Genomic DNA, 19,585 nt, shown 5'->3' with positions numbered 1-19,585 from the left:
ATCAAAAAGTTCTTTTGTTCCTCCTACATCCGTTATAATAACAGGTAAAGAGCTTGCAAGTGCTTCAAGTAAAGTATTACTCATTCATTCATTTGAGCTTGGAAGTATGTATATGTCATTTTGATGATATATTTGTTTTATTTTATTATGATTTATGAGTCAGTGTAAAATTATTTTATTATTTAGATTATTTTTTTCAATATATTCTTTTATTTCTTCATAAAGTCAACCATCTCAAACTATATTAAGTTTTATATCTTCTTTATCTTTTGCAAAATTTTTAAATGCTTTTGTTAATTCTAGTATTCATTTTCTTTCTGTAAGTCTTCATACAAAAAGTATATTAAAATTTTTATTGTCTTTTTTATTTCAAGTGTTTTTAAATTCTTCCAAATTTATACCATTTGTTATGATTTGTATATCTTGTTTTGGTGATATTTTTAATGCTAAATTTTTTAATTGTTCTGAATTTGCTATTACATATTTTGAATTTTTCCAAAATTTTGGAGCTAGATATTGAAATATATATTTATCAAGATTTTTCCATTTTTGTTCATAAAAAGGTACATCTGATCATCTTAATAGTGTGATATATGGAATATTGTATTTTTTATTTAATTTATATCAAATTCATATAGCAGGGTAGGACCAGCACATTATATAATTAAAATTATTTTTTTTTATAAGTTTTTTTGCAAGTTTATAAGTTTTGTATGCATTTTTTAATAAATTTTTGATTCATTGATTATGAAAATTTTTTCAATTTTTATTTATATCAAGATAATATATTTTTATATTATTAGAAAAATTTTGATAATATTCTTTATCTGTACTAGAAGTTATTAGTGTAAATTCATAATCAGAAAATTTTGAAAATTCTTTGAAAAGATAATAATTTGCATTTGCTTGACCTCATCACAGTGGCGGGAATTCATAATTTAATACTAGAATATTTTTCATAGTTTTAAAGTTGAAAGGTAAAAGGGGAAAGAGGAATTTTAATCTTTAATCTTTAATTTTTTATAAAATTTCCAACTATTTTCAATACTTTCCATAGTACTTATTTTAGTTTTCCATCATAGAATTTTATTTGCTTTACTTGAATCACTATACACTATTGCTAGATCTCAAGATCTCCTTGATTTTATAGTATATGGTATATCTTTTCATACAACTTTATTTGCTATATTTATCATTTCTAGTACTGAAACTCATTTTCATACTCACAAATTAAAAGTTTCAAAGAAACCATTGTTTTTACTTTCAACTTTTTTCTTTTCCATTTTACCTTTAGTATTTTGATTTTCAACTAACTCCCAAGCTTTCAAATGTCATCTTACTAGATCAATTACATCTATATAGTCTCTTACTCAAGTTCCATCTACAGTATCATAATCATTTCCAAAAACTCATATTTCACTTAATTCTCCAGTTGCTACTTTCATAATATATGGCAACAAATTGTTTGGAATGCCATTTGGATTCTCTCACAAAAGTCCACTTGTATGAGCTCATATAGGATTGAAATATCTAAGATTTATAACTTTCCAAGATTTATGATTTTTATAATCTTTTAGTAATTGTTCTATTACAAATTTGGTAGTACCGTATGGATTGCTAGTATCTCATGTAAGATTCGTTTCTTTCAATCAAGTATTAATTTCACTATTGACCTTATAAACAGTAGCACTACTAGAAAAAATAATATTTCTTACTCCGTATTTTTCCATTGTTTCAAACAAATTTATAGTTCAAACTATATTATTATTATGATATAGTCAAATATTTTTACAGCTTTCTCATACAGCTTTAAGTCATGCAAAATGTATAACTCCATCAAAATTATGATTTGAGAAAATATTTTTAAGTCAAGTTTTATTAATCAAATTTATTTCATAAAATTTTGGTTTATAATTTATAATTTTGGCAATATTATCAAGCACTCATATATTTGTATTTGATAGATTATCAATTATTACAACTTCATATCAAGACTTTACAAACTCTATAACTGCATGCGATCATATATATCCAAGTCATCAAGTTATTAATATAGTTTTTTTCATTGAAATTTAAATTAATTCTAAATATTTTTTCTTAAAAAGATGAGTTTAATCCTTTTTTATAGCTTTATCCATACATTTTATTAAATAATCAAAAAATGGCAATTTATAATTACCATTTTTTAACTTACATTACTTTAAATTAATTATTCAATTTTAACCATGCTCTATATATAATTAAAGACATTTCATATCTAGTTATAGATCTATCTTGTTCCCAAGTATTATTTTCTATAGTAAGATTTAATTCTTGTGCGATTTTGAAATAATTATCCCACCGTGGATTAACATTTTCATCTAACTTTTCTCACAATATGGCTCTAACCAAAACTGTAAAAGATTCCGCTCTAGTTATATTATCAAATGGACTAAATTCATTCTCAAATCATTTCATAATTCACATAGCACATACAGAAAGAATTTTTGGTACTAGAGTATAATCTGCATTAGATATATCATTAAACGAACAATTATTATTTGTAGATTCTAATCATAAAACTTCTCATCCAAATCAAGCAAAGAATTTAGCTGATTCTTGTCTTGTAAGTTCATCAAAAGGTCTAAATTCATCTACACTATTATATTTTGTTAAACCATATCTTTTCAAAAATGCCAAAGCTAATTCAAACTCTTCATCTTGTAATTCATATGAAGTAATTATTTTTTCATAACTATACAGAATAGAAGTAATATTTGATAAATATCTTTTTCAAGCTTGTTTAATAATACTATCTGCATTTCATTCTTTTATTAATTTAACTACTGATAAGAATTTATTATAATTATTTACCAAATTTTCAAGATCTTTTCAAGATATTTTTCTTTCTAATATTTCTTTAATTATAACACTATTTAAACTATCAATAACAGATTGTGTATTAGCATTTTGAAATACAGGTATTTCAATAATAATATCAGTTTGATTTACAGTCATAGATTCAGAATTAGTTTCAACAGAATCTATTTCTTGTTTAGTTTCATCAGATATATCAGTTTCTCAATCATTTCAATCTATATTAGTATTTCAATCTACATTTCAACTATTTCAACCAGTTTCTCAATCATTTCAATCTACATTTTCATCAGAATCATTTTCCTGATCATCATCTTCATTTTGATCGATTTCTTCATTTCAATCATCTTGATTATTATTTCAATCAGGTGTTTCCCATATTGCTCATCAACCTCATCAACCCCTTGATGAAGTCGTATAAGCTACAAATTCAGAAGCAGAACAAGTATAAATAGTTGCTATTTCATTAGAAATATTTGCATTATCACTTGCATTTGAATCTGGAGTTCAATTAGTACAATTAACACTAGCAGAATTAGTCAATGCAGAAGTAGAATAAGCAGTGGAATTTGCATGTTTTACTTTTACTTTAATACTATTAGTATTAATTCAAGGAACTGGTATTTCTATTTTAACTGGTTTTGAAAAATTTAATTTAATACCAGAAACTCAAAATTTCAGAGCTCATTCTTTATTTTCATTTGAATCTAATCAAACAGATAATTCGTTAAGAACATCTGTTGCAATACTAGTTGCATCAAATGAATTTCAATCAGAATCAGTTATTTCCAAACCTTCAGGTAAAGTTACTTTTATATTTCATGTAGAAATAACTACATCAGCCTTCATAGTTATTTTAGCTGTATTAGTAATATCTCATCACTCAACAATACTTACTGATCATAGATTAGATGCATCCAGAAATTCTTTATTTCAAATATAATAACCAGCATCATTACCATATCAATAACCATATCAATATCAGTTACCCCAACCTAAAGCACCGTAACCATATCAATACTTAAATTCTCAATCCGTTCAATCATTAAGAGCGACAAAAGGATTTCATGGAATTGCCCTCCAAAATTCACCAAATACACTAACAGCTCATGTAATATATAAAGCTATTAATATTAATCATGTGGCAAATATTTTTTCAACAATTCACTTGTAAATAAATCATTTGTTCATTTTCCTATATATTTATATATAATATAAAACTGTACTAACATAAAGTATAATAATTTTTTATAAAAATGCAAGCTTTTTTTATTATTTTTTATTTAAAAAATAGTAAATAATGAGTTTTATTGATTTTTGTAGGTATTTTCTTTGGAATCTATTTTGAAAAATAGTAATATTTCTATTGCGAATGCTTTTTAGAGAAAATACAGTAATGTTTGCTATTATATAAAATAAATTATTTTTTGCTTACAAAAATTATATTAAATAAAAATCTAGATTATTTAGAAAAATATATATTAAAGAATTTACAAGAGAAATTATAAGAAAAAGTTAGTTTTTTAAAATATCAACTAATTCAGATAAATTTTGTATATTATTATCTTTTATAAATTTTTTTAATTCACTTTTTGAGTTTTCGTTTGCTTGTATGTTACTATAATAAGTTTGACTATCAAATATATTTATTGGATTGTTAAGATCTTGATAGCTAATTAATGTTATATTTCAACTTTTTTCAAAAAAATTACTAATATTACCTCAAGCAATTTCTATTTTTATAAGTCATGATATAACTATGTAATTCAATATTGTAAAAGTTAATATAAAAGATCATATCATTTGTACTCAAGTATGCCATCTAATATAAAATTTTTCACTACTAAAATTTAAATTTTTGAAATAATATCAAATCAAGAATAAAATTAATCAAAAAGCAAAAATTATAGAGAAAAAATAAAATCACAAAAAAGTAATAAATATTATCAATATTAAATTAAAAGCAGAAAGTTTAATAAAATCACTACTAATAGGTTTCATATTGCAAAACTTTTTATATTCTTCAAAAAATTGATATACTTTTCTATATTCTCTATAATTTTTGGGTAAGAAATATAAAAATACTATTTTCAAAGTTTCAAAATTATTTTGTTTTATATTAAGATTTCAATACAAAAAATTATAAACAAATATTTTAATTGAATCACTTAAATATGAGTCTTGTAAACTAATTATTATTTTTTTGAATTCATCATATTTTTCCATAATTTCTCTACTTCTAATTTTACTTTTATCTTCTTGAGGATCAAGATTTGTTAATTTTGTTCTATAATTTATATTTTTATTATCTCGGGTGTTTTTATCAATAATTTGATCTGTTGAAAAATTATTTTTAAGAGGATTTTCTTGTAAACTTTCTTTCATTATATCTTTTATATATCACCATATATCTCATCTAATTTCTAAATTTTTAATTTTATCAAAAATTTCTAAATAGAAATTAAAATCAAAATTATAATTATATTTATAAATGATTTCATCAATTTGTTTTAATATTTCTGGATTTTGTTTTTCAATTAATGTTTTTTCGTTATTATTTATAGTATCAAAATTAAATATATTTTCTATTTCTACTAATTTTGAGTATTTAAGTTTATTAAAATCTTTTTTCTTTATGTTAAAAAATGAAAATAATTGTTTTAATAGATTCTCTTTATCGTTTTCTTGTTTACTAATTTTTTTAACTATTTCATGAAAAAATTTTGTTGTATTATTGTTTTTAATTTTATCATCTATTTGATCTGGTAATAATTTCTTGTTTATTAAAAAATTAAATAAAACTTTATATTTATCAAAATTATTTTTATCATCATTTAAATTATTTATTTGTTTGTCTTTATATTTGTTAATTAGTTTATTTTCATTATTATATATTTTTGAAATTAGTTTTTGAAAAAAAATATTTATTTGTGGATCAATTTTTGAATATATTTGAAAATAAAATTGATCATCAAAATATTTTGAAGATAAGATATACTTGTATTCTATATTTTCTTTGATTACTTCATCATATCATAAATCATACAAAAGAGAATGTTTATTTGTATGGTTAATATTAAACTGTTGATTTATATCATCAGAAATTATTTCTAATAATTCATTAATATCATATTTTATTGATTTTATTTGACTATACCAGCTAATAGGATTTTTAGTATTTTTTATGCTTCAAATTTTACTTTGTATTTTCTTAAAAGTTCATTTAAAAAATTCTCATTCAAGTTTATAGTTTATTTCTTTGTTTTGTTTTTTATTTTGAATTATAGAATTATTTTGAATATTTTTATTTTCTTCCATAATTTTTATTTTTATTTATTTTTAAAACAAATATCTCTTTAGATAGATTATATTTTTTTTATTTTTTTTGTCAAAAATATTGAAAATATATTTCAAAATAAATTATTTTTTGTTTACAAATATCAGTTAGATAAATTATATATTGAATTATTTAATAATTTATTTATTATAGATAATAAGATAGTTTATTAAATTAAAAATTTTTTAACTATTTATTTTTATTTTAAATATAAATTTTTATTAAAATATGGAAACAATTAGAAATATTGCTATAATTGCCCATGTAGATCATGGGAAAACATCTTTGGTAGATGCTTTTTTGAAACAATCTTGAACTTTAAAACATATGGAAGAAATTTGTGTTATGGATAGTAATGATCAAGAAAAAGAAAGATGAATTACTATTTATGCCAAAAATACATCGGTAAATTATAATTGAAATATAATAAATATTATAGATACTCCTTGACATGCTGATTTTGGTAGTGAAGTAGAAAGAGTTTTGAGAATGGTAGATTCTGTAATGTTGGTAGTAGATGCATATGAATGACCTATGCCACAAACTAAGTTTGTTCTTAAAAAATCATTGGAAATTTGATTAAAACCTATTGTAGTTTTAAATAAAATTGATAAACCTGCTGCTAGACCAGAACGGGTAATAGATCAGCTTTTTGATCTTTTTGTAGAATTATGAGCTGATAATGAACAACTTGATTTTCCAGTATTGTATTCTATAGCAAAATATGGTATTGGTAAAAAAGAGCTTGAAGATGAATCTGATAATATTATTCCTCTTTTTGAAGCTATTTTGGATTTAGTTCCTGTTGCAAAAGATAATTCTGATAAACCATTAAGATTACAAATTACTAATTTGGATTATGATAACCACCTTGGTAGATTAGGTATTTGAAGAATATATGATTGAACTGTAAAAAAATGACAACAAGTTGTTATTAAAAATAGTTTTTGAGAATCTAGAAATTGAAAAATAACTAAAATTTTTAATAGTTTATGACTTGCCAAAATTGAACAACAAGAATGAAAATGTGGTGATATAGTAACAATTGCTTGAATTTCTGATATTTTTGTTTGAGAAACTGTATGAGTTTGAGATTTTGAGCCATTTGAAGAAATAAAAGTAGAACCACCAACTCTTACTATGGAATTTTGGGTAAATGATTCTCCATTTGCTGGTAGAGAAGGTAAATATGTAACAAGTAGACAAATAGCAGAAAGATTAACAAAAGAATTGGAAACAAATGTATGATTGAAAGTAGATTTTTCAAATAATAATAGATTTATAGTTTCTGGTAGATGAGAATTGCATTTATGAGTTTTGATAGAAGATATGAGAAGAGAAGGTTATGAATTACAAGTAAGTTCTCCTCAAGTTATTATGAAAAAAGATGAAAATGGTAAAAAACAAGAACCTATTGAATTATTGATAACTATTGTATCAGATGATTTAGCTGGTACTATTATTGAAAAAGTTTCAAATAGAAAATGACAAATGGTAAATATGGTCTCAGAAAATTGAATTACAAATATAGAATTTGAAATTCCAACTAGGTGATTGCTTTGATTTAGAGCAGAATTTATTCTTTTGACTAAATGAGAAGGTATTATGTATAGTAGTTTTTCTCATTTTGGTGAATATAAATGAGAAATAGCAAAAAGAAATAATTGATCTTTGATTAGTAGTGAAAATTGAGAGACTATGAAATTTAGTATTTGGAAATTACAAGAAAGAGGTACTATTTTTGTGAAACCTTGAACTAAAATTTATGAATGAATGATAGTTTGAGAAAGTAGTAGACCTGGTGATCTAGTGGTAAATATGACCAAAAATAAACAACTTACAAATGTAAGAGCAAGTGGTAGTGATGATGCAATGACAATTACTCCTATAAATGAACTTAGTTTGGAAGATGCTATGTGATATATATGACCAGATGAGTTTGTAGAAGTGACTCCTGAAAGTATTAGACTTAGAAAAAAATATCTAAAAGAAACAGATAGAAAAAGATTTTCTAAATAATTTTTTGTTAAAAAATTTAAGTTAGAAAAATATTATATTTACAATTTTATTTGTGTTTTGATAATTTAATCTTGTTAGCACAAATTTAAAATAATATACTTGAATATATGTTTTTTTGTTTATATAAAATATATTTAATTAATAAATTAAGATATTATGATTTGAGATTATTTAAATTTGGAAAATATTTCAAACTTATTAAGTTTAAATACAGTGTTTTTTGGTAATACTGTTTTGGATTATCTTTTGACTATTATAATTTTTGTTGTTACATTTTTTGTGATAAGGATTTTTAAAAGAATTGTTTTAAAAAAATTAGATAATTATGCATCTAAAACAAATACAGATTTTGACGAATTTTTTATAAACAATATTAAAGAATTGCCTACATATTTTTTTTGGACTATATATTTATATATTCCATTAAAAACATTAACTTTATCGGATAATATAAATTATATACTTAATTCTATAATCTTATTTGTATTAATATTTGAACTTACTAAAATTTTGGTAAAGTTTGTTAGATATTTTTTGAGTAAATTTCTTTTATCAAAAGATGATAATAATGAAAATGTTACTACATTTAATTTATTATTACTTATTTGAAAGGTTGTTATATGGGCTACAGCATTATTATTTTTTCTTATGAATTTAGGTTTTGAAATAACACCACTATTGGCTAGTTTATGAGTTTGAGGTATTGCTGTTGCTTTTGCTTTACAAAATGTTTTGGAAGATATTTTTTCTTCTATTTCAATATATTTGGATAAACCTTTTAAAATTTGAGATTTTATTGCAGTTTGAGGTAATTTTGGTACTGTAAATAAAGTTTGAATAAAATCAACAAGATTGAAAACATTGCAATGAGAAGAGCTTGTTATTTCAAATAAAGAACTTACTAATTCGGTAATAAATAATTACTGAAATATGCAAACTAGAAGAATAGTTTTTAGTATTTGAGTTGTGTATGAAACTCCTTTAGAAAAATTAAAAATAATTCCAAAAATTGTTGAAGATATTTTTTTATGAGAAGATTTAGTTGATGCAGAATTGCAAAGAGTTCATTTTAGTTCTTTTTGAGATTTTAGTTTAAATTATGAAATAGTTTATACTATGCAAATATCTGATTATAATAGATATATGGATGCACAACAATATATAAATTTTGAATTAGTTGATAGATTTAAAAAAGAATTAATTGAATTTGCATATCCTACACAAGTTATCTACTCCAAAAAATAGATATCAAAAATATATTTTGGTATTTATAATATAATCTTGATTAGATTTAGTGTTTTTTAGGTGAAAAATATTAAAGTTAAAATTAGTTGAAATTTATATATAAATCTTTATACAGTATTATGTTTATTTTTTATTTTTAAATTAATATTAAATTATTATGTTAGATTTTTTTTATGACAGTTTGGAAACTTTGAAACAAGTAAAAAAACCTACTATTAAGGAAGTTATCAATCTTACTATTGCTATAGTTGTGATAGTTATTGTTGCATCAATATTTTTTCTTGCTGTAGATTGAGCATTTATGAATTTATATACAATGTTTTATGATTTAATGTCACAATAATATGGAAAATACTAATGTAGAAATTCAAAAACAAATTAAGGATGATTCTTATAGATGGTATGTTCTTAGTGTTGTTTCTTCTCAAGAGCAAATAGTAATAGAAAATTTGGTAGAAAGAGTTAATAAGCAATGACTTCAAGATGATATTGTAGATTTTTTGGTGCCTGTTATTCCAGAGATTAATTATAAAAAAACTTGATCTTGAAAAAAAACAATTGTATACAAAAAATTATATCCTTGATATGTTTTTGTTAAATCAAAAATGGATGATAAAATATGGTATGTTATAAGGAATACTCCCTGAGTTAGACTTATAGTTTGAGCTGAAACTCGTCCTGTTCCACTTACTGATAAAGAATATGATGATATGATGAAATATATTAAAGATAAAACTGATAGAGTAGAGCAGTCATCACCTTTTAAAAAATGAGATATAATTGTAATTAAAGATTGAGAATTTGCTGATACTCAATGAATTGTTAAAGATATTGATAATGGTAAATGAGTTGTTTATGTGAATGTAGAGATTCTTTGAAGAGTTACACCACTTATGATTCCTTTTGAAAAAATTGATAGAATTAATTAATATTGTAAATTGGTAATTTAGTGATTTATGTATTAATTGATACTATTTAATATGTCTGAAAAAAAAATATTATTATTGATTTTATCTTTTTTTGTTGTGTGATTAGTTATTGTTTATTTATTATTTTTTTCTTTTGATTTTTTTGATAAAGAAAAAGAAAGATATATAAATAAAAATAATATTAATCAAAATGAAACTTGAAATAAAATAAATAATGAAGAAGAAAATAATGTAGTTATTGATGAAGAAAAAAATATTGGTAATGATGAAGAAAAAAATGAAAATAGTGTAGATGTTGAAGAAGAAAAAGAAATTATAGATCAAAATCTAAATAAATGTAATGAATGTGATAATGATTACATTTTTTTAAGTAATTTTGTTGGACATAAATATTTTTTTGATTCTAAGATAATATCTATAACAAGACAAGAATTAGCATCATTATATGCATCTTATTATTCAGAAGAAATATGAGATATTCCAAATGATATTATTGATCCTGTTTGTGATTTTGATGATAAAGATGAAATTTTGCAAAAGCATTTTGATGATATAATGTATGTTTGTTCTATGTGAGTACTTAAATGAGATTGAGATAATTTTTATCCAAATTGAATTGTTAGTGTTGAAGAAATTCTTATATGAGCATCTAGAATTTTATCAATAAACGATTTTGAAGAAAAAGTAAAATTTTATTGAAATAATGAATTATGATTTTATCAATTTTCTCTTGAAAATCTTGATAAAAACATTATTAATGAAGAACTACTGCAAAACTATTTTTATATTGAAAATTATGATTATAATGATTTTTCAAAATTATCTGTTTATATAAAATATAATGATAGTTTACAAGAAATATTTGCAGTATATTAATTTATATAATAAATATACATAAACATGGCCGCAAAAGTGCAAAAAAGATTTAATCTGCACATGCCAGCCTGAAAAGCAACTCCGGCACCTCCAATAGGTCCGATTTTAGGTCAGCATGGTGTAAATATTTGACAATTTGTTAAAGAATTTAATGATAAAACTTCTAGTTTATTGCAACAATATGGTTGAATAAGTATGATGATCCCAGTTACTGTTACAATTTTTGTTGATAGAAGTTATCAAATGGAAATACTTCCACCTTTGACTTCCAATTTAATTTTATGGAAAGCATGAGTTAAATCATGATCTTCTGAATCTAATAAGAAAAAAGTTGGTAAAATAACTATGAAGGATTTGGAAGAAATAGCTGAAATAAAAAAAGTTGTTATGAATACTGCAAATATAAATTCTATTGTTAAAACTATAGAATGAACTGCTAAAAATATGTGAATAGAAGTAGTAAAATAAATTTTTTGCTCGTGGAAGGGAAGTCCCGATATTACCACTTTTATATTAATAATTATATTTATGAAAAATGGCTAAAAAATTTGGAAAAAAATATACTGATTTAGTTAAAGATATTGATCTTACTAAAATATATGAATCAAAAGAAGCTTTTGAAATAGTAAAAAAAGTTTCTTATACTAAATTTGAATGAACTGTAGAAGTTAGTATTAAAACTAATGCTAATCCAAAATATAATGATCAAATGATAAGGGGTACTGTAGTTTTGCCTGAAGGTACTGGTAAAGAAGTAAAAGTTGCTGCTTTTGTTTCCGATGATAAAATTGAGGAAGCAAAAAAAGCTGGTGCTGATATTGCTGGTAATGAAGAATTGATAAAAGAAATTCAAAAATGAGAATTTAATTTTGATTCTTTGATTACAAGTTTGGATATGATGAGAGATTTATCAAAAGTTGCTAAAATTCTTTGACCTAGAGGTTTAATGCCATCTCCCAAGGCTGGAACTGTTACTAATGATATATCATATACAGTTTCTGAAATAAAAAAATGAAGGGTTGAATTTAAACTTGATAAAACATGAAATATTCATACAATTTTATGAAAAACATCTTTTGATTCTGATAAACTGGTAAATAATTTGAATTCTTTACTTAAAGCTATTGAAGATTCAAGACCTTCTTGAGTTAAATGAAAATTAATAAAAAAAATAGTTGTAAGTCCTACTATGGGTGCTTGAGTTCAAGTATCAGTATAAAATTATTATTATATTTTATTGAATTTTTAAAAAACATACAAAAAATTTTAATTTGTATGTTTTTTTATTTATTTTATATTGATACTTGTTTACTACTTCTTAAACATAAAACTTATAAAATATAAGTTTATAAAAATATATAATTTTTACTGTTAATAGTTATTAAAATTAATTTTCTAAATTAGAATAAAATTAACTTATAAATCAATATTATAAACTAAATATTCAACATTTTTTTTGGGATTTTGTTTAGCATCATTGATATATGATCTAAACCATGTTCTTTGTCTTTTTGCAAATTTAACTGTAGATTGATAAGTTAATTGAACTGCATTTTCAAAATCTATTTCATTATTTAAATATTTAACAGTTTCTTTATATCATATTCAATTCATACTTTGCAAATCTAAAGTATATCACATATCCAAAAGTTTTTGTGTTTCTTGTAATAATCATTTTTGAAACATTTTATTTGTTCTTTCTTTTATTAATCTATTTGAAACAGTAACATCAGGCCATAATATTATCATTAATATAGGATTATTTACATCTTTTTCTTTTGAAACTTCAGATTTTGGAATGCCAAGTTTTTCATATATTTCTATAGCTCTTATCAAATGTCTGTTACTATTTGGATGAATTTTTTCTGCTTCTTTTGGATCTATTTGAATAAGTTTATTATGTAAAAATCATTTTTGTTTATCTTCTTGAGATTGTAAATATTCTCTAAGTTTAAAATCCGCTTTTACTTCTGGAATATCAAAATTTTTATAAATACTACTTATATATAATCAAGTTCCTCAAACAATAAAAGGAATATTTCATCTTTTTTGTATCAAATCAATTATTTTATTTGTTGATTTTTTCCAATTTCAAACAGTATAGTTTTTGTCTGGCAATACATTGTCAATAAGATGATGTTTAATTTCTTCTCTATATTTTGTAGAAACTTTATCCGTTCATATATCCATATATTTGTAAACTTGTCTACTATCTGCTGATATAATTTCAACATTTCCAATTTTTTCTGCTAATTGCAAAGATAAAGAAGTTTTATTGCTTGCAGTAGGTCATGTAATAATAATTACTCAATTTGGATCTTTTTCTATAAAATTTTTAATTTTTTGTTCAACATCATTTAATATATTTTTCAATATCATATATTTGCATAATTGCTAATTATTTAAAATAATATCTGAATTTAACGAAGTCGTTGGAGGCAATTTAAGAAATGATTTATGATCTTAAATTTTTATAACTAGTTTTAATAAAATAAATTAGATAGCCAATCAAAGCACCAATAATTAAAATAAAAAACAATGTTAGGAAGACCAAAGGTATTCCATAATCCATAGGATTTTTTATAAAATTATATACTATTTTAAAGCTTAAATAAGCCACAGGAAAAATAATTATCTTAATGATCTGTTCAAAGAAATTTCTTAAACCTATGGGGCTTGTAATAAATGCGAGAAGATAGATAAATATTGTTAAACCTAAATAACTTAATGCACCAAAAATAGTATATTGAAACCATTTTGGCTTTAATTTCAAATATTTTATTTGCATAATTGCTAATTATTTAAAATAATATAAATTATTTTACTACAAGTAATAAAATAACAAAAGTTTATTGTTCATTATTTTCTTTCCAAGGTCTAAATATTGATATAATTTCTTTTTCTGATATTTTAGACATTTTTTTATCTCTTTCTTTAAGTTTTATATTGTTTGAATGTATTTCTACTAATTTTCAAGTTTTTAATTTTAATGTAACTGCTCATTCATCTATACTTATTCAACCCAATAATTTTTCTCATTTACTTAATTTAGTTCCTATTAGTCATCTTTGTCATCTTTTTTGAATTTTCATATCTTCCAAACTTATTAATTTACCAGCATTTTGACTATACAAAAACATAAATGGTTCTCATGAATTCAAAAACATATCTGCTACTTTTTCATTTTCTTCCAAACTCATAGCTTTTACTCATCAAGAAACTTTTCCACTTGCTCTAATATTTGATTCATTAAACATTAATATTATTCAAGAATCACTCAATATTAGTATATTATCTTTTTCTGAAGTTTTACAAACTTTACATATATTTTCATTATCTGCAAGATGCATAATTTTGGTAGGTGTTTTTTTAAGTTTATCAACTACTTTTTTGGATACTTTTTTTATATTATTTTTATTTGTAAGCATTACAATATGATCAAAATCTTCATCTATAATATCAACAAAAACAATTTCTCATTTAAGTTTAAATTGTTTTTTGAAATTTATTCAAGGATTTTTTATATTATAAACTCACATATCTTTTATTCTTCTAATTATTAATTCTCATTTATCAGTTATAGCAAAAATTTTGTATTGATTATGAATATATTTTATTGATATAGTATTTTCTGGTATTATATTTAATCTTTTTTGATAAAGAATTTTTGTTTCAAAATCATCTCACATCCATAAAATAATATCTTCTTTTTGTAATTCTTCTAGTCTTTTCAAATTTTTTACAGAATCTTCCAATTGATATACTTCCAAAGATTCACTCAATATTGTTCTTCTTTTATCTCAATATTCATTTTTAACATATACTAATTCTTCACTTACTACTTCATCTAATTTTTTAGGATTATTTATTATATTTTCCAAATATTCAATCAAACTTCTTTTGTCATCTATTTCATTTAATATTTTTTCAATTTCTAATCATACCAAAGTTTGTAATCTAAGCATCAAAATATATTCAGCTTGAGAATCTGTAAACTCATATTTTTTCATAAGTTCATTTTTGGCATCTTGTCTTGTTTGAGATCATCTAATAGTAGCTATTACTTCATCCAATATATCAATAGCTTTTTGTAATCATAAAAGTATATGTAATCTATCTTTTGCTTTATTTAATAAAAATATAGATCTTCTATAAACAACTTCTCTTCTAAAAGATACAAATTCTTCCAAAAGTTCTTTTATATTAAGAGTGTGTGGTTGTATTCATTTTTCTATTAATATTACATTATTTAAATTAAAATTAGTTTGTAAGTCAGTATATTTATATATCAATGTAAGAACATCATTTGGATTTGATCATTTTTTAATTGTAATTACAATTTTAATTTTTTCTTTACCAGATTCATCAGTAATATCTGTTATTCATTCTATTTTTTTTTGATTTACTAATTCTCATATTTTGGAAACTAAATTTGCTTTATTTACTTGATAGGGTAGTTGGGAAATTAATATTGATTTTTTTCAATCAATTTCAGTAATTTCAGCTTTACCACGACATTTAATTCATCATTTTCATTTTTTGTAAACTTCTTTTATACTTTCAGAATCATAAATATATCATCAAGTAGGAAAATCAGGTCATTTAATTATTTTCATTATTTCATCTATACTTGTATCAGGATTTTGTATTAATAATAAACTAGAATCTATTACTTCATTTAAGTTATGGGGAGCCATATTTGTCGCCATTCATACTGCTATTCACATAGTTCAATTACAAAGATGATTTGGAAACTTACTTGGAAGAACAATAGGTTCTTGTCTAGAATTATCATAATTATCTCTCCAATCTACTGTTTCCATTTCCAAATCTTGCAACATTTCACTAGCAATTTTGGTAAGTCTTGCTTCAGTATATCTCATAGCAGCAGCTCAATCTCAATCAATACTTCAAAAATTACCTTGTCATTCTACAAGTGGATATCTTAATGAAAAATCTTGAGTCATTCTTACCATAGCTTCATATACAGAACTATCTCAGTGTGGATGATATTTTCATAAAACTTCTCAAACTACAGCAGCAGATTTTTTGAAACTTGCATTATGAAAAAGTTTAAGATCATACATGGCATACAAAATTCTTCTAAGTACTGGTTTAAGTCAATCTCTTACATCTGGCAAAGCTCTACTTACTATCACGGACATACTGTAATCAATATAACTTTGTGTTATTTCTTCCTCTATAGTTTGAGGAAGTATTTTTGCTTTATTTTTTTCTGACATAAAAATATTGTTTATATATAATTAAATATTATTAATATAGTATATATTATAATGATTTATTATCTTTTTACAATAAAATTTAGTTTTACTTTTTGTATTATAAAAAAAACTTAACAATATTTTTTAAATATTATTAAGAATAAAAATCATAATGTATTATAAAAAATAATTATTTTTTGCTATGAGAAGGACCTACTGCAAAAATAGCATTAGGTTTTTGTATATGTGGATGATTTGCCAAAGGATATCGATTAGCACTTTTATTATTCCATCAATCAGGGGCAGGTTGAGGTCAATAATATGGATCACTTACATACAAAACTCAATCATTTCATAAAATAGCAGGAACTCTATGATATCATGAAGTTCATTTAGGATCCCGATTATTTGCATAATTACACATTGTTAAATCAAAAAAATTATTTCAAGAAGAAACTTGATTTAATAAATAAGGTCATACATCAGCTCATCTAATTTCTCAAGAACTAGATTTAAATTGTGCAAATAAATCTCTTGCATGTCAATTTGGAACATTAATTCAATTTTTTTCAAAAGTTAATCTAGTTGTCCTAGCACATAAAGGTGATGTTCAACTATGTCTATACTGATCAACTCATATAGAAGACAAATCTAATCAAAATTGTTCCAATAATTTTTCATTATCCAAAATAAAATCTTTTCAATTTATTCAAGCTCATGGTGGCAAATCTCCAAAATCAAATTTTCAAAAACCTCATCAATAAGAAAAATTTGAAACAGCATTAGGATCTCATCTATTTCAAGAAGTATCAAAATTAATTCCAAGTTCTGTAAGTAATTTATTTACTGTATCTCATAAAATTTTGAATAAATCTCATATATTATCAATAGGATCTTTAGTATTTTGCATAAATTCTCAAGCAATTTCTGAGATTTTACTATTAATTTCATCTCTTTTACTAGAATCAAGATTTTCCAATATATCTTGTCTATCAAAATTTACTCTAGATGGATCTTTTTCAGATAATTCTATATTTTCTCAATTATTTATATTATCAAAATCACTTAATTCTATATCTCATGAACTTTCTCAATTATCAAGAGTTAAATTTTGTATATCAGGATCAGATCTAGGAACTCAATATGCATCAGATGCTCATTGTTGTATTTGTTCTTGATACTCTGGATTTTTATTTCTAGTATAACTTTGTTCTTGTTCTCTTATTTCTTCTTGTTCTTCTTGTCTTTTTTTCCCAAAAGATTCAATCTCTTCATTAGATAACTTTTGTTCTACTCATTGATCTTGCTCATCTATTCCTCTTTGTGTTTCTCTTTTATCAAAATTTTCAAATACCATTTTTTAATTAATTATAATATATAAAATTTAAATATTTTATTATCTAAAATAATAAAACATAAATACAAAAAATCAAAACATAGATAACAAAATTATAGCTACTATCAAAACTAATTGAAAAGTTGTAAAATATATATAATTTCAATCCATATTTTTTTCTTGATTATTTTGATTTATATTTTCTTGACTTTCTTGGTTTATATTATTTGTATAATTATTTTGATTTGTAATATTTTGATCATCAATATCCAATAATTCATTTATTCTTTCAAGATAAATTATTTGAATTTTTTTTAAAACTGCTGTTTTATATAATTTATCTTTATATTTTTCGTTTTTATTATTTTTTAATTCATTATATATTCAATTCATATGATCAAATTCATTCATTAATAAATCTATATCAGTCATACCTTTTAAAATAATTTTAAATTTATTAGCAATATCTTCAATTTCATTTATTTGATTTTGCTCTAATTCTGTTTCTATTTCTCTATATTCGGATTCTATATCTATTATTTGATTATATGTATTTGAAAATACAAAAATATGATTAAACAAAAAAATAATAAAAAATAATAAAAATTTCATATTTCAATTTATTTAATAAAATTAATTAAAATCACTACATGCTTTGCCTCGTGGACCTTTACATACACTTGGAGTTATACTACATACAATAGGATCATTATTAGGATTAGAAGCCATATCACAAGAAATTTTACAAGCTCCTTTTTGAGTATTATTTAGATAACCATTATCAATTCAAATAGTACAGTCATTTTCTTTAGTAGGATTAAAACCAGCACTTGTTTTTGAAGCAGTACATGTTGTGCTTTGTCATATAGTGTTTTTACATTCCCGTGTTGAAGTTGTACCATTCATTACTAGTGGAAATGAAGGAGAAGTGTTTGTTGGATTTCATGCATCACATAGATCGCCTCCAAAAGAAGTTCAATTATCATCCCAATCATAATTTCTTGAATCACTTCAACAAGTAAAAGAACCTCATGTTGGTGCTGTTGTTCAAGTTGTAATATATGGTAAAGTACTTATAGGTGCTGGTACTCATGTTACAGTATTATTAACTGTACATAAACCAACATCTGTAACAAAACCACTTCAATTTTTGGTAGTTGGACAATCAATTTCAAGACTATTAGTCCGAGTTACAATACTATCTAAATCATTATGGATTATATCCATATTCCCACTAAGAGCCATAGTATTTTCTTGAACTTTTGCTACTGCCAGAGCTGATCCAGCTATACTATCTGAATCAATATTTATATCATCTGTTATGATATGTCACTCCAACCCAATACCACTAATCTTTCAACTACTTTTAAGTGTAATATTGCTTCAAACTTTAATTTCATTACCAGCATTAATATTTCAATCTTTATCTAATGTAACAGCACCACCTCAAACCTTAACTTCATTACTAGCTTTTACATCTCAATTATTAGCTATTATATTTCAATTATTAGCTATTATATTATTAAAAGCTCTTATATTTCAACTACTATCTAATCTAACAGCATCACCTCAAACATTAACTTGACTACCTGCAGTTATATTATTATCAGCATTAATATTTCAAACTCATTGAACATCAATAGTTCAAGATTCATTAATTGTTACATTAGTTCAAACCTTAACTTCATTATCAGCATTAATATTTCAATCTCAATTAACATCAATAGTTCAAGATCAATCTATTTCTACATGTTCAAAATTCATT

At 22.9% G+C, this 19,585-nt stretch carries 16 protein-coding genes; 7 read left to right on the top strand and 9 right to left on the bottom strand.

Annotation, left to right across the window (positions count from 1 at the left end; translation table 25 throughout):
• The 4 genes from VAMP_RS01815 to VAMP_RS01800 all read right to left on the bottom strand — a co-directional run.
• Window positions 1–960: glycosyltransferase family 4 protein (locus VAMP_RS01815; RefSeq protein ID WP_213348619.1), on the bottom strand; the 960-nt coding region annotated here is incomplete at its 3' end.
• Window positions 961–998: 38 nt separating this feature from the next.
• Complete coding sequence (gene galE / locus VAMP_RS01810) at window positions 999–2,066, bottom strand: UDP-glucose 4-epimerase GalE (protein WP_213348616.1); 1,068 nt, start codon at window positions 2,064–2,066, stop codon at window positions 999–1,001.
• Between the two features lie 139 nt (window positions 2,067–2,205).
• Window positions 2,206–4,047 carry an S-layer homology domain-containing protein gene (locus VAMP_RS01805; protein WP_213348614.1) on the bottom strand — a complete coding sequence of 614 codons (1,842 nt, stop codon included), beginning with the start codon at window positions 4,045–4,047 and terminating at the stop codon, window positions 2,206–2,208.
• 324 nt (window positions 4,048–4,371) lie between these two features.
• On the bottom strand, window positions 4,372–6,174 hold the full coding sequence (locus tag VAMP_RS01800; protein WP_213348612.1) for a hypothetical protein: 1,803 nt from the start codon (window positions 6,172–6,174) through the stop codon (window positions 4,372–4,374).
• Between the two features lie 247 nt (window positions 6,175–6,421).
• Between VAMP_RS01800 and typA the strand changes: the two genes are divergently transcribed.
• The 7 genes from typA (at window position 6,422) to rplA (ending at window position 12,481) form a co-directional block, all read left to right on the top strand.
• Complete coding sequence (gene typA / locus VAMP_RS01795) at window positions 6,422–8,212, top strand: translational GTPase TypA (RefSeq protein ID WP_213348609.1); 1,791 nt, start codon at window positions 6,422–6,424, stop codon at window positions 8,210–8,212.
• Between the two features lie 156 nt (window positions 8,213–8,368).
• Entirely contained in the window at window positions 8,369–9,457 is a 1,089-nt protein-coding gene (locus tag VAMP_RS01790; protein ID WP_213348607.1) for a mechanosensitive ion channel family protein, read from the top strand.
• A 157-nt stretch (window positions 9,458–9,614) separates the two neighbouring features.
• Window positions 9,615–9,800 (top strand): preprotein translocase subunit SecE, encoded by a 186-nt coding sequence (gene secE, locus VAMP_RS01785; protein ID WP_213348605.1) that lies wholly within the window; start codon window positions 9,615–9,617, stop codon window positions 9,798–9,800.
• 1 nt (window position 9,801) lies between these two features.
• Window positions 9,802–10,386 carry a transcription termination/antitermination protein NusG gene (gene nusG / locus VAMP_RS01780; RefSeq protein ID WP_213348603.1) on the top strand — a complete coding sequence of 195 codons (585 nt, stop codon included), beginning with the start codon at window positions 9,802–9,804 and terminating at the stop codon, window positions 10,384–10,386.
• A gap of 51 nt (window positions 10,387–10,437) precedes the next feature.
• Complete coding sequence (locus VAMP_RS01775; protein WP_213348601.1) at window positions 10,438–11,262, top strand: hypothetical protein; 825 nt, start codon at window positions 10,438–10,440, stop codon at window positions 11,260–11,262.
• A gap of 24 nt (window positions 11,263–11,286) precedes the next feature.
• Complete coding sequence (rplK, locus tag VAMP_RS06965) at window positions 11,287–11,730, top strand: 50S ribosomal protein L11 (RefSeq protein WP_213348599.1); 444 nt, start codon at window positions 11,287–11,289, stop codon at window positions 11,728–11,730.
• A 67-nt stretch (window positions 11,731–11,797) separates the two neighbouring features.
• Window positions 11,798–12,481, top strand: coding sequence for a 50S ribosomal protein L1 (gene rplA / locus VAMP_RS01765; protein WP_213348597.1), 684 nt, complete (start codon window positions 11,798–11,800; stop codon window positions 12,479–12,481).
• A 197-nt stretch (window positions 12,482–12,678) separates the two neighbouring features.
• On the opposite strand, the gene miaA is transcribed toward rplA, so the two are convergent.
• From miaA to VAMP_RS01740, 5 genes are all read right to left on the bottom strand, one after another.
• Window positions 12,679–13,641 (bottom strand): tRNA (adenosine(37)-N6)-dimethylallyltransferase MiaA, encoded by a 963-nt coding sequence (gene miaA / locus VAMP_RS01760; RefSeq protein ID WP_213348595.1) that lies wholly within the window; start codon window positions 13,639–13,641, stop codon window positions 12,679–12,681.
• A 470-nt stretch (window positions 13,642–14,111) separates the two neighbouring features.
• A complete protein-coding gene (locus tag VAMP_RS06960) occupies window positions 14,112–16,505 on the bottom strand; it encodes a DNA gyrase/topoisomerase IV subunit A (protein ID WP_213348593.1) in 2,394 nt (797 codons plus the stop codon).
• A 169-nt stretch (window positions 16,506–16,674) separates the two neighbouring features.
• A complete protein-coding gene (locus VAMP_RS01750; RefSeq protein WP_213348591.1) occupies window positions 16,675–17,841 on the bottom strand; it encodes a hypothetical protein in 1,167 nt (388 codons plus the stop codon).
• A 39-nt stretch (window positions 17,842–17,880) separates the two neighbouring features.
• Complete coding sequence (locus VAMP_RS01745; protein ID WP_213348589.1) at window positions 17,881–18,432, bottom strand: hypothetical protein; 552 nt, start codon at window positions 18,430–18,432, stop codon at window positions 17,881–17,883.
• A 21-nt stretch (window positions 18,433–18,453) separates the two neighbouring features.
• Window positions 18,454–19,585: hypothetical protein (locus VAMP_RS01740; RefSeq protein WP_213348587.1), on the bottom strand; the 1,132-nt coding region annotated here is incomplete at its 5' end.

Origin of the sequence: Candidatus Vampirococcus lugosii (genome assembly GCF_018420025.1) — a bacterium.
In the GTDB taxonomy this organism is placed as follows: Bacteria; Patescibacteriota; Gracilibacteria; order Absconditabacterales; family Absconditicoccaceae; genus Vampirococcus; species Vampirococcus lugosii.
This window is presented reverse-complemented; position numbering and strand designations above follow the sequence as displayed.